The organism is Microvirga makkahensis, assembly GCF_009830105.1.
In the GTDB taxonomy this organism is placed as follows: Bacteria; Pseudomonadota; Alphaproteobacteria; order Rhizobiales; family Beijerinckiaceae; genus Microvirga; species Microvirga makkahensis.
The window spans coordinates 24,998-38,498 of sequence record NZ_WURB01000008.1 but is presented as its reverse complement, the minus strand read 5'-3'; the positions used below and the strand labels follow the sequence as shown (position 1 = coordinate 38,498).

The 13,501-nt window shown below is 63.3% G+C and carries 17 protein-coding genes; 10 read left to right on the top strand and 7 right to left on the bottom strand.

Annotation, left to right across the window (positions count from 1 at the left end; genetic code table 11):
* Position 1: 1 nt before the first annotated feature.
* The 3 genes from GR328_RS12760 to GR328_RS28560 are packed head-to-tail and all read right to left on the bottom strand — an operon-like array spanning position 2 to position 1,030.
* A complete protein-coding gene (locus GR328_RS12760; RefSeq protein WP_160884919.1) occupies positions 2–385 on the bottom strand; it encodes a DUF2934 domain-containing protein in 384 nt (127 codons plus the stop codon).
* Between the two features lie 23 nt (positions 386–408).
* Complete coding sequence (locus tag GR328_RS12755; protein WP_246215847.1) at positions 409–930, bottom strand: sigma-70 family RNA polymerase sigma factor; 522 nt, start codon at positions 928–930, stop codon at positions 409–411.
* 19 nt (positions 931–949) lie between these two features.
* Complete coding sequence (locus GR328_RS28560; protein ID WP_425487038.1) at positions 950–1,030, bottom strand: hypothetical protein; 81 nt, start codon at positions 1,028–1,030, stop codon at positions 950–952.
* Positions 1,031–1,780: 750 nt separating this feature from the next.
* On the opposite strand from GR328_RS28560, the gene GR328_RS12745 reads away from it, so the two are divergent.
* A complete protein-coding gene (locus GR328_RS12745; protein WP_160884917.1) occupies positions 1,781–2,071 on the top strand; it encodes a hypothetical protein in 291 nt (96 codons plus the stop codon).
* 11 nt (positions 2,072–2,082) lie between these two features.
* Here the strand turns inward: GR328_RS12745 and GR328_RS12740 are convergent, their stop codons facing one another.
* Positions 2,083–2,301 (bottom strand): hypothetical protein, encoded by a 219-nt coding sequence (locus GR328_RS12740; RefSeq protein ID WP_160884916.1) that lies wholly within the window; start codon positions 2,299–2,301, stop codon positions 2,083–2,085.
* A gap of 708 nt (positions 2,302–3,009) precedes the next feature.
* Between GR328_RS12740 and GR328_RS12735 the strand changes: the two genes are divergently transcribed.
* From GR328_RS12735 to GR328_RS12705, 7 genes are all read left to right on the top strand, one after another.
* Positions 3,010–3,354 carry a response regulator gene (locus GR328_RS12735; RefSeq protein ID WP_160884915.1) on the top strand — a complete coding sequence of 115 codons (345 nt, stop codon included), beginning with the start codon at positions 3,010–3,012 and terminating at the stop codon, positions 3,352–3,354.
* Positions 3,355–3,413: 59 nt separating this feature from the next.
* On the top strand, positions 3,414–3,740 hold the full coding sequence (locus GR328_RS12730) for a hypothetical protein (protein WP_160884914.1): 327 nt from the start codon (positions 3,414–3,416) through the stop codon (positions 3,738–3,740).
* Between the two features lie 144 nt (positions 3,741–3,884).
* Positions 3,885–5,111 (top strand): NAD(P)/FAD-dependent oxidoreductase, encoded by a 1,227-nt coding sequence (locus tag GR328_RS12725; protein WP_160884913.1) that lies wholly within the window; start codon positions 3,885–3,887, stop codon positions 5,109–5,111.
* The gene (locus tag GR328_RS12720; protein WP_343039371.1) at positions 5,021–6,247 is read left to right on the top strand and encodes a patatin-like phospholipase family protein; all 1,227 of its coding nucleotides are present in this window, start codon (positions 5,021–5,023) and stop codon (positions 6,245–6,247) included. Before GR328_RS12725 ends, GR328_RS12720 begins: the two co-directional genes overlap by 91 nt.
* On the top strand, positions 6,244–7,344 hold the full coding sequence (locus GR328_RS12715; RefSeq protein ID WP_160884911.1) for an SDR family NAD(P)-dependent oxidoreductase: 1,101 nt from the start codon (positions 6,244–6,246) through the stop codon (positions 7,342–7,344). Before GR328_RS12720 ends, GR328_RS12715 begins: the two co-directional genes overlap by 4 nt.
* Positions 7,341–7,946, top strand: a complete 606-nt coding sequence (locus tag GR328_RS12710) for an exopolysaccharide biosynthesis protein (RefSeq protein WP_160884910.1) — start codon at positions 7,341–7,343, stop codon at positions 7,944–7,946. Before GR328_RS12715 ends, GR328_RS12710 begins: the two co-directional genes overlap by 4 nt.
* Before the next feature lie 263 nt (positions 7,947–8,209).
* The gene (locus tag GR328_RS12705) at positions 8,210–8,956 is read left to right on the top strand and encodes a Crp/Fnr family transcriptional regulator (protein WP_160884909.1); all 747 of its coding nucleotides are present in this window, start codon (positions 8,210–8,212) and stop codon (positions 8,954–8,956) included.
* A 25-nt stretch (positions 8,957–8,981) separates the two neighbouring features.
* On the opposite strand, the gene GR328_RS12700 is transcribed toward GR328_RS12705, so the two are convergent.
* Both GR328_RS12700 and GR328_RS12695 read right to left on the bottom strand, forming a co-directional pair.
* Complete coding sequence (locus GR328_RS12700; protein ID WP_160884908.1) at positions 8,982–9,524, bottom strand: DUF892 family protein; 543 nt, start codon at positions 9,522–9,524, stop codon at positions 8,982–8,984.
* 118 nt (positions 9,525–9,642) lie between these two features.
* Positions 9,643–9,786, bottom strand: a complete 144-nt coding sequence (locus tag GR328_RS12695; protein ID WP_160884907.1) for a hypothetical protein — start codon at positions 9,784–9,786, stop codon at positions 9,643–9,645.
* 134 nt (positions 9,787–9,920) lie between these two features.
* Here GR328_RS12695 and GR328_RS12690 point away from each other — a divergent pair, with 134 nt between their 5' ends.
* Complete coding sequence (locus tag GR328_RS12690; RefSeq protein WP_160884906.1) at positions 9,921–10,199, top strand: hypothetical protein; 279 nt, start codon at positions 9,921–9,923, stop codon at positions 10,197–10,199.
* Between the two features lie 125 nt (positions 10,200–10,324).
* On the opposite strand, the gene GR328_RS12685 is transcribed toward GR328_RS12690, so the two are convergent.
* Positions 10,325–12,523 carry a family 1 glycosylhydrolase gene (locus tag GR328_RS12685; protein WP_205789945.1) on the bottom strand — a complete coding sequence of 733 codons (2,199 nt, stop codon included), beginning with the start codon at positions 12,521–12,523 and terminating at the stop codon, positions 10,325–10,327.
* 463 nt (positions 12,524–12,986) lie between these two features.
* Between GR328_RS12685 and GR328_RS12680 the strand changes: the two genes are divergently transcribed.
* Entirely contained in the window at positions 12,987–13,430 is a 444-nt protein-coding gene (locus tag GR328_RS12680) for a hypothetical protein (protein ID WP_160884904.1), read from the top strand.
* Positions 13,431–13,501: the final 71 nt, after the last annotated feature.

The window sequence follows — 13,501 nt, the reverse complement described above, 5'->3', positions numbered from 1 at the left end:
ATTACTCCTCGATGTCGTCCGGCACCGAGCGGTCGCTCACCTTCTTGGGCCGTGGCATCTTCCGGTTGCCGACCTGCGCCATGCTGGGGGAGGCCGTGCCGGATTCCGGATCTTCGGACGCCGGTCCGGACTGCTCCTGCGGCACCTCGCTTAGCTCGCGCTCTGCTCGGTGCCAGTGATCCTGAGGATCACCTGAGCGGTCCTCGCTCTCCCAGATCTCATAGGCGCGCTGGCGGATCCTGTCCTCGCTTGCGCCCGCGTTCCCCTCCTGATGGGTCCCGCCTTCCGGCTCGTCAAAGATCTGACGGCCGAGATCGAGGCCAATGCGCGGGATTGCATCAGGCAGCAGGTCCAAGTCATTCTGACGCGGCGGTGACGCTGTCATTGATGAGCACCGGTGCGAGATCCTCACATAGGGGCATGTGTGAACAGGGTGGCTTTGACCAGACGGTCGGGCCCGAGGTCCTCATCGGGAACAAAATCCAGCAGTTCCGCCAGCCTGGTGCGGGCGCGGTTGATGCGGCTCTTGATGGTGCCAATGTTCACCCCGCAGATCTGTGCCGCTTCCTCGTACGACACGCCCTCGGCGCCGACCAGCAGCAGGGCCTCCCGGTGTTCCACGCTGAGCTGAGCAAGAGCGGCCAGCATATCACTGTAGTCCAAGTGTGCGCCCTGCTCGGGCAAGATCGCAAGGTTTGCGGCCATCACGCCGTCGCTGTCTTGGACCTCGCGGCGACGACGCCGCATATCGGTGTAGAACTGGTTGCGCAGGATGGTGAAGAGCCAGGCCTGCATGCTGGTGCCGGGCTGGAACTTGTCGATGTTCTCAAGGCCCCGCAGGAGGGCCGTCTGGACGAGATCGTCCGCATACGTGACATCGCCGGACAGCGAGATGGCAAAGGCGCGCAGATGCGGAATCGCATCCAGCATCGCCTGCCGCACAAGAGGATCAACGACCATCATCCACCCTCCCCTTCTCGTTCAGCGGCTTCAGGATCCGGAGAAGGGCTTCCGGTACAGGATCGTTCATGAGTTGAGCGTAGTGGGCCCGAAGCCGCTCCCCGAGACCGGCGGCGACCAGCGGCGGAAGAGTTGGGTCTTGGAGGGATTTCCCTGAGGCAGTCTCAGGCAGCTGACACGTGACAGATTCCTGCTGGGCGTGGCGGGGTGGTGTATTCAGCACGAGCACTGCTCCAACTCTGTGGCAGACCATCTATGCGTAGACAGCCGGCGCAGGTCTGCCATTAATCTATGATGAGCTTGGGAGCACGATGAGTCCTACGCGGCCGAGTGCAGGCATCCACCGCGGCAGAAATATGAAGCCATGTCTCACTTGGGTGAATGAACAGATCTATGCTCAGGCGACGCCCGCACCTGGTGGTATTCAGGCATCCAAGCGGCCGATGGGCGCCCTGCCGGCTCAACTCCCCTGGCAGGCCTCTTCCCTGCCAAGCACGAGGCCCGCGCGGAGCAACAGCTTCGGAATGTCACCATCAACCTCGGCCCGCAACATCCTGCTACTCACTCGACCCTGCGCCTTTGATCGAGCTCGGCAGCGAGGACGTCGCACCCGTGAACGAAGAGCACGCCTTTTGCTTGACGGCCGAGAGACTGCCTTGCTCCGACCGGAAGCAATCACCGGCGACGGCATAGCCATTCAGCATGCCTTCCCTTTTGCCGGATTATGGTCGGCCGGCGTCGCCGCGTTGGAGACCATCGTGGAACAGAGCTGGGTTGAGCTTGTTGGCAGAATCTCAGACGGATCAGCGGAAGTTGCAGCATGAAATCCAATCTCGTTGCCCTCGTAATGGCGGGCATCCCGACTGCGGTCATGGCCCAGTCAGGCCCCACGACCCTGGCCATGACCTGTGCCCAGGCCAGGGGAATCGTCGCCTCCCAAGGTGCGGTCGTGTTGCGCACCGGCCCCACGACCTACGACCGCTATGTTCGGGACGGGAGCTTCTGCGCCCTCCAGGAAACGGCCCGTCCCGCCTGGGTGCGCACGGCCGATAGGGTTCAATGCCCTGTCGGAGGAGTCTGCCGGTCCGTCGAGATCGACAACGGGCAATAGTCGCGACCATGTCAGCCGAGCAAGGCCTCCGCCCTCTCCCGACCGGTGGGCAACAGGGAGATTGTGTCGGCGGGACCATTCTTGGCGATGCAATCCTGGTTCATCAGCGCGAGGAAAGCATCCTCGAACTCTGGCCCGAACCGGCGCTCAACGGTGGCCCGGTCCGCGCGTCCCTCTGGGGACTTGGTGCACTCGTCATGGATCATCGTCAACAGGCGGTCTGCGTCCATCAGGCACTCTCCTCTCAAAGTCGGATCAAAGGAAGCGCGTCTCAGTTCAACTGCTTGTCGAGTCCACATCATCGTGTGCCCCGGTCGGGGTCAAAGCCCCCGTGCCTGATGTTGCGATGTCGCTCATCAGTTTAGGATCCGCGTGCGGTCCTGCAGGAGGAAGCTGGTTCGACGGGGCGGGTGCATTAGCATCACTGTTGCCCGGTTCGACGGTGCCGTGGCTGTGCCCCTCGACAATGGCTTGAGCGCTCTCAGATGAGGGTGCGGCCGAAGGCTGATGGGCGTCTGTGGGAGAGGCTTTCAGATCGTTGCTTTCTCCGTCGGGGCCGGTCTTCGGATGAGTCATCGATATCGCTCCGTTCTCCACGATGGAATGGACGTCAATGCAGAGTGAAGGGGCTTGTTTCCCACAGATCAAAGGATTGTCCGGCCGCGGATGACTGATGGATCCCGCCATTACCTATGTTCATTCGGAGACCAGATGCGCGACTGAAAACAGACACAGGTCACGTGCGCTGTCTGATCTAAAACAAATGCCACGTTTAACTTGAGTAAGTGAGAGAGGACTCAATCCCGGGCAGGCTGCGCGACAGATGGTGTTCTCTTGCCATCCGCCCGAGTGAGAACCCTGCCGGCTCCCTCCTCCAGCAGGGTTCTTCACCTCCCTCGCACAAGACGAGATCAATCGAGATGAGTGCTCCCTGCTGCATGATCGTTGAAGACCAGGCGCTGATCGGCATGTCGCTTGAAGCCTATCTCGAAGATGCGGGCTTCTCTGTGGCCGGCCCGTTCCCGTCCTGCGCCGATGCCCTTCGCTGGCTGGAGCACAACACGCCACAGATTGCAGTGCTCGACGTATCCCTCCGGGATGGAACCTCGCTGCCGATTGCTCAGGCCCTGAAGGGGCGCAACACGCCCTTCGCCGTTTATTCGGGCCTTCCGTACAGCGCCAGCCTGCCGGAGGAACTCAAAGACGTGCCGTGGCTGGAAAAGCCGGTTCCACGGGAAGAGCTCACTCAAACGCTGGCCCGCCTCCATCGAACCGACGCTTGAGACGGTCGTCGGGTATGACGTGCGGCGAGCCGCTCGACAAACGACGAGCAGGAGAAGCGATGTTCACCCTCGAAGTCGACGGCAGGCCTATTGCGATCACGGATGCGGAAGAGCCTCAGGCGCGGGACATCTTCGAGAGCGACGAGTTCAAGCAGGATCTGACGGCGATGACCAGCGGGGGAACGCCGCTCTGGGACGGGCAGGCTTCGCTGACCATCCGGCCTGCATCGGAGCAGGAGGTTGCGGCGTTCGCCGCCCCTGAATTCGACGTTGATGCCGATGATGAAGACGAGGATGACGGCGACGGGATGTTTGTGACCTTCCTCGTCCCGATTGACCATGATCACGAGGACATCGCCGCCATTCCGCCGGAGCTTCAGAGCTGACGGGGCACTCCGGGGCTCGCGTTCCGCAGGCTGCGGCCACGATGGACCATTTCTCCGCCCCCGTCGTTTTCCCACTTCGAGCGCCCGTATAATCGCCGAGGGGGCGAGATGACCAGTCAAACACGTCATGCCAATGAGGCAGGGATGAGCCTGGACAAAGCGCATCACGTCGTGATCGTCGGTGCCGGGTTCGCGGGCCTGTCCCTTGCCCGGTCCCTCGGCGGCACGGCGCTGCGCGCGACGGTGATCGACCGCCGCAACTACCACCTGTTCCAGCCCCTGCTATACCAGATCGCCACGGCCGCGCTGTCGCCGGGAGAGATCGCCCAGCCGATCCGGCGCATCCGGGCCGAGATCCTGACGGCGTTCGAGACGGCTGAAAGGGGGCACGACCCGGCCGAGCGCGAGCGGCTGATGACCTTTGCGATCTTCGGCGGCGGCCGGACCGGGGTGGAGATGGCAGGCGCCATCGCGGGGCTGGCCCGGCAGGCGCTGGCCCGCGATTTCCGCCACATTGACCCGACGAAAGCCCGCATTCTTTTGATCGAGGCGGCGCCTCGCATCCTGGGTCCCTTCCCTGAGGATCTTTCAGCTTACGCTGTGCGGGCGCTTGAGCGGCTCGGGGTCGCCCTCCACACGGGCAAGCCCGTGGAGGATGTCAACGAGCGCGGCGTCACCATTGGCGATGAGTTCATTCCTGCCTCCACCATCGTCTGGGCCGCAGGGGATGCAGCATCGCCAGCCGGGCAATGGCTGCACGTCGGCACCGACCGCGCCGGGCGTATTGCCGTCGCACCTGACCTGTCTGTCCCAGGACTCGACAACGTCTATGTTCTCGGCGATCTCGCCCTGACCTTGGGAGGGGACGGCAAGCCCCTGCCCGGCTTGGCGCAAGTCGCGCGCCAGCAGGGCCACTATCTCGGCAAGGCGCTGCTGGCCCGCATTCTCCGCCACGAGACGCCTCCGCCGTTCCGCTTCCATAGCCGGGGCAACCTGGCGGTGATTGGCCGCAACGAGGCGGTCGTGCATTGGGACAGCCTTAAGCTCAAGGGCTTCATCGCCTGGCTCGTTTGGGGCATTGCGCATGTCTATCTTCTGGTCGGCTTCCATAACCGCTTCCTGGTCACCATGCGCTGGCTGTGGACCTATCTCACCTTCCAGCGCGGGTTGCGTCCTGATCACCGAGGACGTCATCAGGACGCAACCCGCCAATGCCAGTCAGGACGGGGCCGTCGGAGCGAAGGTTCCGACCCCAAGCCAAACCCCAGATCAAATCACCGATGTGCGGAGAACCGCACACCACTCGACCTGACCGGCCGCTCCGAGGGCCGGTGCCTCAAGCCCGCCGGCATCCATCGGTCCCAACGCTAGCAATGAAGGGGATCCTGCCTTTGAAAAGTCCGAGGCCGAAGCGAACCACAGCCAGGAGAAGAACAGGCACCTCGGCCGTAGAAGGGCGCCTGGCGCTTGTCCTCGCCGGAGGCAATGCGCTCGGGGCGTTCGAAGCCGGAGCCTACCAGGCGCTGCATGACCAGGGCTTCCAGCCGGACTGGGTGGTGGGCTCATCGATAGGAGCGGTCAACGGCGCGATCATTGCAGGAAATCCTCCTGAGCGGCGGGCAGATGCTCTGCGGACATTCTGGTCAAAAGTCTCGTGGCCCACAGGAAGCGGGAGCGCTCCTGATGGACTGGTTAATGTGATGCAGCGTCTGGCCGGGCAGATGCAGACGGCCTCGTTCGGCAACCTCGCCATGTTCCTCCCCAGCCCTACCGGCTTCATGGCCAGCGAGATGAAAGCCATCGGCCTCTACGATCTTGCCCCGCTGCGCGACACGTTGGAGCACCTGGTCGACTTCGATCTCCTCAACGAGGGACCCGTCCGGCTGACGATGGTGGCGGTCGATCTGGAGACAGGAGACGAGGTCCTGTTCGACACCCGATCCGGCCGGCTTGGCCCGGAGCACATCATCGCGAGCAATGCGCTGGTGCCGGACTTCAAGCCGGTTGAGATTGACGGCCGACTGCTGGGCGACGGTGGGCTGTCGGCAAACCTGCCGATTGACGTGGTGCGGCGTGAACCCGATGGGGGCCGCCTCTGCATCGCCGTCGAGCTGTTCTCCGCCCGGCGGCCGCCAAGCACCAGCTTCGCCGAGGCCGTCGCCCGGCGGCAGGAGCTCCTGTTCGCTAATCAGAGCCGGTGGTTCCTGGAGGCGCACGCCCGAGAGGACCGGGTCCGAAGCGCACTCCGTGTTGTGGCGGGCCTGATCCCCGATGAGGTGCGCAACAGGCCCGAAATCAAAACCGCCCTGGCGGAGGCGGATCGGCCGGACATGCGGCTGGTGACGATTGCGGGGGATCCGGACCCTGAGACCGGCAACTGGTTTTACGACTATTCGGAGCAAGCCATCAGGACGCGCTGGCAGGCTGGCGAAGCCAAGGCCAGGGCTGCGCTGCAAGCTCCTGTTCCGGCTGGCGCACCGCAGGAGCAAAGGAAAACAGCATCATGACCAATGAGATCAACGGCAAAGTCGTCGTCATCACCGGTGCATCGAGCGGGATCGGCAAAGCCAGCGCCGAGGCGTTGGCCGAACACGGCGCCCGCCTGGTTTTGGCGGCTCGCCGGGAGCCGGAACTGGAGGACACCGCACAGGCCTGCAGAGTGAAGGGTGCCGAGGCCGTCGCAGTCCCCGCCGATGTTGCCGAGGAGGCGCAGGTTCAGGCGCTGGCCCGCCGCGCCATCGAGGTCTTCGGCCGGATCGACGTCTGGTTCAACAATGCCGGCATGGACGCATTCGGCCGCTTCGAGGACATTCCCGCGGAAACCTTCGAGCGCGTGCTCCAGATCAACCTGATGGGAACCGTTCATGGGGCGAGAGCCGCCCTGCCCCACTTCACGGAGCGCGGCTCCGGCATCCTGATCAACAACGCCTCGCTGGTCGGCAACTGCCCCTCCCCGTTCCACAGCCCCTATGTGGCGAGCAAGTTCGCGATCCGCGGCCTTTCGTTCGCCCTGCGCCAGGAGGTGATGCACCTGCCCGACGTTCATGTCTGCGTCCTCTCGCCCGCGTCTATCGACACCCCTCTCTGGCAGCGCAGCGCCAACTACAGCGGCCGCGCGATCAAACCGCTCGATCCGGTTCATCCGGTCGAGCAGGTGGCAAGCGTTCTCCTCAACCTGATCCGCTATCCGCAGCGCGAGGTCTTTGCCGGTGCCTCGGGCTGGATGGCAAGTGAACAGTACACCGCCCAGCCTGACATGATGGAAGCCGTGATTGCGGGGTTCACGCAGCAGAGCCTGTTCCAGGACGAACCGGCGGCGCCAACGGATGGATCATTGTTCACCCCTGAGAGCGGCAACGGCGGCAAGAGCGGAGGATGGAGTTCCCCTGATCGGCCCGGATTGGCCGTGGGTGACACCCTGCCCCTGATGGCCAGCCCTGCCTTCCTCGCTTTGGCTCCGGCCCTTTACACCCTCAAGCTGTCGGCGAGTTTTGCCCAGCAGCTCGGCATGCAGTTCGCGCCGTCGCTGGCCGGCGCCGTTGCTGCGGCAGGAGACAGGCTGCCGGCTGCTCTCACCTCTCCGTTCCGACGCACAGGCCCATGACTAGCGACCGGCCGGAGGCAGCCTCCAAGGTCGTAGCGGCAATCGGGCGCTCGCTGCCGCCGAATCCGCGCCTGTCCGATCTTGTCGATGCGCTGGGGGAGAAGGCCGGCGGCATCCTGCTGGCCATCGTCGCCGTTCCGGCGATCATTCCCGTTCCCGGAGTTCCGCTTGGAGCCGTGTTCGGAACGGTTCTGGTCATCCTCGCCTATCGCATGGTGGGAACAGGAGGACGGCCCTGGCTTCCGCAATGGCTGGGCCAAGTCCGGCTTGGAGCTCCGGTGATCGTGCTTCTGAGCCGTCGCGGCCCTGTCCTGCTCCGCCATGTCGAGCATCGGCTGCGGCCCCGGGCCGGCCTGCTGGTGGCGAACCCGATCACGCCCGCGCTCGCCGCCGTCATGGCGTTGATGGGGACCCTGATCGCCTTGCCGATCCCGTTCGGCAACACGCTGCCAGGTCTTGCGGTGATCCTCATGGGCCTTGGCCTCGCCGCAAGGGACGGACTCGCGGTGCTGGGAGCTCTGATCCTGGCGGCGGTTGCGGCCGGTGTCTCTATTGCACTCGGCTGGGCCGCGGTGGCGGGCGTGATCTATCTGCTGGTGTGACGTGCCAAACTGCTCGCCGTGCCCAATTTCCCTGTTGAGCCGGTGCTGACCGCCACCTCCCGGCTGCAGGAGGCGAGCAAAGGCTGCAGCGCAAACAATCTCTATGCTGGAGCCAGACTCTGGTCAGTGCCACCAAGCATCGAGGGAAACTTAGGTTAGCGACAATCATTCATGTGTGTGAGACAGGAGAACGGACAACAACTGAACTTAGGCGCTGGTGTCTGAAAGACCCGGGTGCTTCCGCCTGCAAGAGGAGCACCGTCATGCATGCCGCTTATCATTTCAACGACCATCCGCTCACCCGCAAGCTGGAGAGCATCTTCACCCTTACAGATGACGAGCGCCAGGCGCTCTCAAGCCTGCCGATGCAGGTCATGGCCACCAAGCGGGGACAGGACATCGTGCACGAGGGCGACCGCCCCTCCCGGTCCTGCCTGTTCCTGGAAGGCATCGGCTGCACCTACAAGGTCACGCCGGAAGGCAAGCGGCAGATCGTGGCCTTCAACATCCCCGGCAGCATTCCCGACCTGCACAGCTTCCATCTCCAGACCCTGGACGCCAGTGTGGCGGCGCTCGATCCGTGCAAGGTCGCGTTCATTCCGCACGAGGTCCTGCAGGATCTCTGCGAGCGCCATCCCCGGATCATGGCAGCCTTCTGGCGCAAGTCCCTCGTCGATGCGGCCGTTTACCGGGAATGGGTCGTGAACATCGGCCAGCGCGAAGCGTACAAGCGCATGGCCCACCTCCTGTGCGAGATGATGATACGCCTGAATGCGGTGGGGCTTGCCTCGGACCATTCCTGCGATCTGCCGATCACCCAGACCGAGCTTGGCGATGCGCTCGGAATCACGACCGTCCACGTCAACCGCGTCCTGCAGAAGATGCGAGCCGAGGGCCTGATCCAAACAAAGGGAACGGCGCTGACCATTCCGGATTGGTACCGGCTGCAGGAGGCAGGCGAATTTGATCCGGACTACCTCCATCTGGGGCATAACAAGGCGGCGGCTTGAACAGCATCGCCGGTAGAGCTCGCCCCTATAGCCCCATCGGCGGGACCATTCCGCCGAACGGAAAAAAGGCCTCATGCACGGCTGTGGCCCGCGGCAGAACCTCGCCGGCAATTGCAGCCAGGTGCTCCTCCAGCCAGGCCGCCATCTCCAGCTCCTGCGCCAAAATGAACTCGGCGAGCTTGCGGGTTTCCCGATCCCCGGCCTGTTCGGCCAGACCGATCAAGGCGCGATAGGTGCCGATTTCCAGATGCTCGAAGGCGTAGTTCGTGACCGCGCTGCGGACGACGTTGTCCGGCAGGGCCGCGATCATCATCGGCGCGGTCAGGCCGAGCGCCATGCCAAAGCCGTCGCGCAGCAGGGACGAGGCCTGACCCAGCTCGGCGATGCGGGCGCCCAGCCGGTCGCGCTGCTCGCGCGAGAGTTCCGCGTGCGCCTTGACGCTCTCATGGAACGCCGGAAAGCCGATCAGCGACGGCAACTGGGTGGTGAGCATCTGCACCGACTGGCTCTCCATCGCGTGCGCGTCGCGCAGCCACAAAAGAACAGTGGCGTTTCCAGTCTGGCGCATGGTGTCCTCCTCGCTGCGCGTCCATTCACGGAACAGATGAAGGCGTGGGTTGTTCAGCCCCAGGTCTGGTGCGCCTGTCTGGCAGCCCGAGCGTCGGCCATTCAGATGGCTCTTGGGTTTACTGAGCTGGCGCTGCAGGCGCGGGGTTCGGGTTCTGGCTGTCCGGTGCGACTGTGTCTTCCATGGAGCCGAAGTAGGTCATCAGAGCGGTGGCAACAACGACGATCACGGCAAGGGCAATGATGATGGTGCGCCGGTTCATTGATGTCTCCACTGTCGGGGTGACAGGGCCAACGAGCCGGCAACCCGCGGGTTCCCTTGATCCCAAGGACCTCTGGGGCCTGGTTCTGCCAATCCGCCCCGTTTTGCCACGGGGCTGACAACCGGAGTGAACTGATGCCTGTCTTCAAGCGTGAGCTGGCCTTCGTTGCGGATCGCCCCCTGGAGAATGCGGGCGATTGGTGGCACCTGGTCCTCGACACCGATGCGCCGGGCCTGTACGTGGAACACACCTGGGTGCATGCGAGCTCCCATATGGATGGTGAGACCGCTCAGGGGGCCCAGCGCTTCGGGATCAACGACTTTCTTACGCTTGCAGAAGGTCAGGCCGCGCAACCGATGCTGATGCGCGCCCTCAAGGAGATGTTCCGAGACGCGGCGCCTGCCTCGGAGTAGCGCGTTCTCGTATATTGCGCGTCATCGTCAAAAGGCATGCGCCGATTGGTGCTGGTGTCGGACCTGCGTCAAAACCAGGTGGAGCAATCGGATCTTTCACCCTGATTGCTCCACCTGATATCTTTCTACTCGGCAGCGTCGAGGAACCTCTGAGCCTTCCAGTCCACCTGGCATTCGCTGAAGTAGCGCGAGACGGCGCTCTCGAAGGATGGCATGATCAGACCGCGCTCGCTTGAGAGGGCCGTCATGCGTGGAATCTCCTCCACCGCCCGAGGTCCTGCTCTCCAGGAGAAGCCGGCCTCCGCCGCCACGCGCTCGGCCAGTTCGCTCCAGGAGGTCATGCCCTGGTTGGCGAGATGCCAGACCCCGTGCTCGCCATCGCCCAGAAGATCGAGAACGGCGTGAACGAGATCCGGAACATAGGTCGGTGACACGACGCCAGCGGATGGCTTTATGGTTCGGCCTGCCTCAAGATCGCTGAGCACCTGATAGACGAAGTTGGCCTTATCCCATGGTCCAAAGAAGGCACTTGTGCGGATGACCAGGGCCTCGGGATGGATGCCGGCGACCCGCCGCTCAGCCTCTGCCTTGCTCTCCCCGTACACGCAGGCGGGACAGACCGGATCGTTTTCCAGGTAAGGGCGCCCAAGACTTCCATCGAACACCCGGTCTGACGAGAAGGCGACCACCGGCAGCCCGAGACGGGCGCAGGCCTGCGCAACGGCTTCGGCTCCGGCGGCATTGGCCTTGAAGCAAAGGTCCCGCTCACGGGCAGCATCGCTGACGCGAACGTAGCCTGCTGCATTGATCACCGCCCAGGGCCGATGCCGCGCGAGGGCCGCGTCCACGGAGGTCGGATCCGTGATATCCATCTCACCGCGGGTGAGGAGCACGCAATCAAGCCCGCGTTGATCGCAGAGGCGGGCAAAGGCACGGCCGAGAGTACCGGTCGCGCCGGCAATCAGGATCGGGCGAGATGCAGGAGCAGACGCGGCGACTTTCCGCGCTGGTGGATGATAGTGCCGGCCATCACGCCGCCACCAGCCTCGCTGGTCGAGCACAGGATGCTCGAAGGTGCCTGTGCGTGCCAGGGATTCGGCCGCCCTGCCGATAGCCGTGCGGCGGGGGTTGGGACCGCGAATATCGAATGCACCCGGCTCGTAGAAGCCGTTGCGGGCCACCAGCAGGGAATTCCAGTCCACGGCTCCGAGCAGGGACCAGATCGTAACGGCCCGAATGTCGTGGCCCGTTTCTCTGAGCTCCTGAACACCCTGCCAGACCTCCATCAGCCAGCGCACCTGCTCCTCGCGGGTGGAGCCGTGATGGGCCTCCGTGACCGCGATAGGATGCCGGTAGCGGTCCCAAACCTCCGCGAGCCGCGCCTTGAAGCCGAGCTCTTCGGATGGAATGTCCATCCGCAGCGCCTCGACGTCGGCGTAGTGGTCGATGCGCGTGGCGCCGTTGAGCGGGTGCAGGTGATTGCCGCCGTGGAAGCACTCGGGATAGCGATCCGTTGCTTCGTCGAGGTAGCGTTCGCTCGTGGGATAGTGGTTGATGCCGATGATGTCCGGCGCGCCGTCGCCCTCAAGGAAGAAATCGAGCTCTTCCTCCTTGATGCCGTGCCGGAGGCAGATCTCGTGCCAGGGATGCGAGCGGTCCACGCGCCCGAACAGCAGGTCGAGGCTGAGCCAGCGGCGCTGGTTCTCCAGGTCGGCCTGGTAACTCAGATGGGGCGTGCTGAAGACCTTGCCCATGTCCTCCGTCTGCACCAGCTGCGCATGCGGCGTGATCCGGCGGATGGCGCGCATGGCCAGCACCGTTGCCCGGCATTCGGTGACGAGGCATCGCAGGAAGGTGGCGTAGTCGCGACCGTGCGGGTGCCAGTGGCCGTAAAGGCCGCTGAAGCGCGCCGTCGTGAGCGGCTCGTTGACCGGAGTGAACATGTCCACCCATGGGTAGCGCTCTGCGACACGCTCGGCATGGCGAGCCAGCAGGTTGGGAAACTCCGGGTCGATCAGGCTGGTATAGCGCGGGCCACTGCCATGATGGACAAGACCTGCTATCGGCCGGATGCCGAGTTCGCGCAAGCGGCTGAAGCGCTCGTCCGTCCAGGACCAGTCGCAGATGTCAGGATGATCGGGTGCGATGGATTCCCATACGACAGGATAGCGAAGAGTTCTGATCCCAAGACCCGCGATGGCATCAAGGTCGGACAGGCGCTGAAGATGTCCTGTCTCTTCGACCTGATTACGAAACCCGTTGCCGATTTGCACAACAGTGCACTCGACGCCGCCCCACAGTTCGAGCGGCCCGCTCGCTGGCATCACCAAGATCAAACCTCGTCAGTTCAGGTCACGCGGAAACCGCGAAAAGGAGACTCTTGAACCCAGGGAGGCGCGGCCAGTTCCAAGCGAAAAGCAAGTTTATTGGCCATGTTTAACATGTGTTATTAAGAACAAGGCGGAGGGACTAATGTTTGGCACTGCTTAACAAATGGCCCGCCCGGAACTTCATCATAACTTTAGCGTTCATTGCAGCATTTTTCCAAGCTACTTCTACTCTTTTCCAATAACATAGGTTAATGCAATCGGATGGACTGCAAACCTGGGGAATTCTATACTTCCGCGCTCTGTCCTGTTCGGCGTCAATTGGCCATGCACCTGCAAGGCCGGCCATTCTGGCAACCCAGCGTGAATTAGGCGTCCCGTGATGGATGCGAACATCGGCGGGAAGCGGCCAAACGAGCGGCAACGGCAGGAACTCCACACATGTTAGAAAGCAAGCCAAATGAACAAGGTTGAGACCATAGATTGCACATGGCAGGGGTTCATCACGTGCGCGGAAGGTTTTGGTCAGTCGGCTTTCCATGTAGCCGCCGGACCATCGCTGGCCCATCCGGCGCCAGCCGGGGCGCTGGCCTGTCACTGCATTGAACTCAGCCTTAAGGCTGTTCTTCTCGCAAGGAGCGCGACGCCGGATGATCTCAGACGGTATGGCCGGAACCTGACCCGGCTCTTCAATGAGACTGGATTGGATTGGGGACACATCGACACCGAGGCGGTCGATTTCTACCACGATGCCTTGATAGAGCATGGACTTCGATCCAAGGCATCAAACCGTTCCTCTTTGCTCAATCCTGATGATCTGCTCCCGATCATGGAAAGTGTCTTTCAGCGCTGCCTTGAGGAGGTCGCACCCGGCGCAAAGCGGATGCTCCGCCCGCCAGGATAAAGGTGGCGGAATCCTGGAAGGTCCGGGCTTCAACACGCAGGTCATCCGCTTCTGTGGGAAGTGCGGCTGGT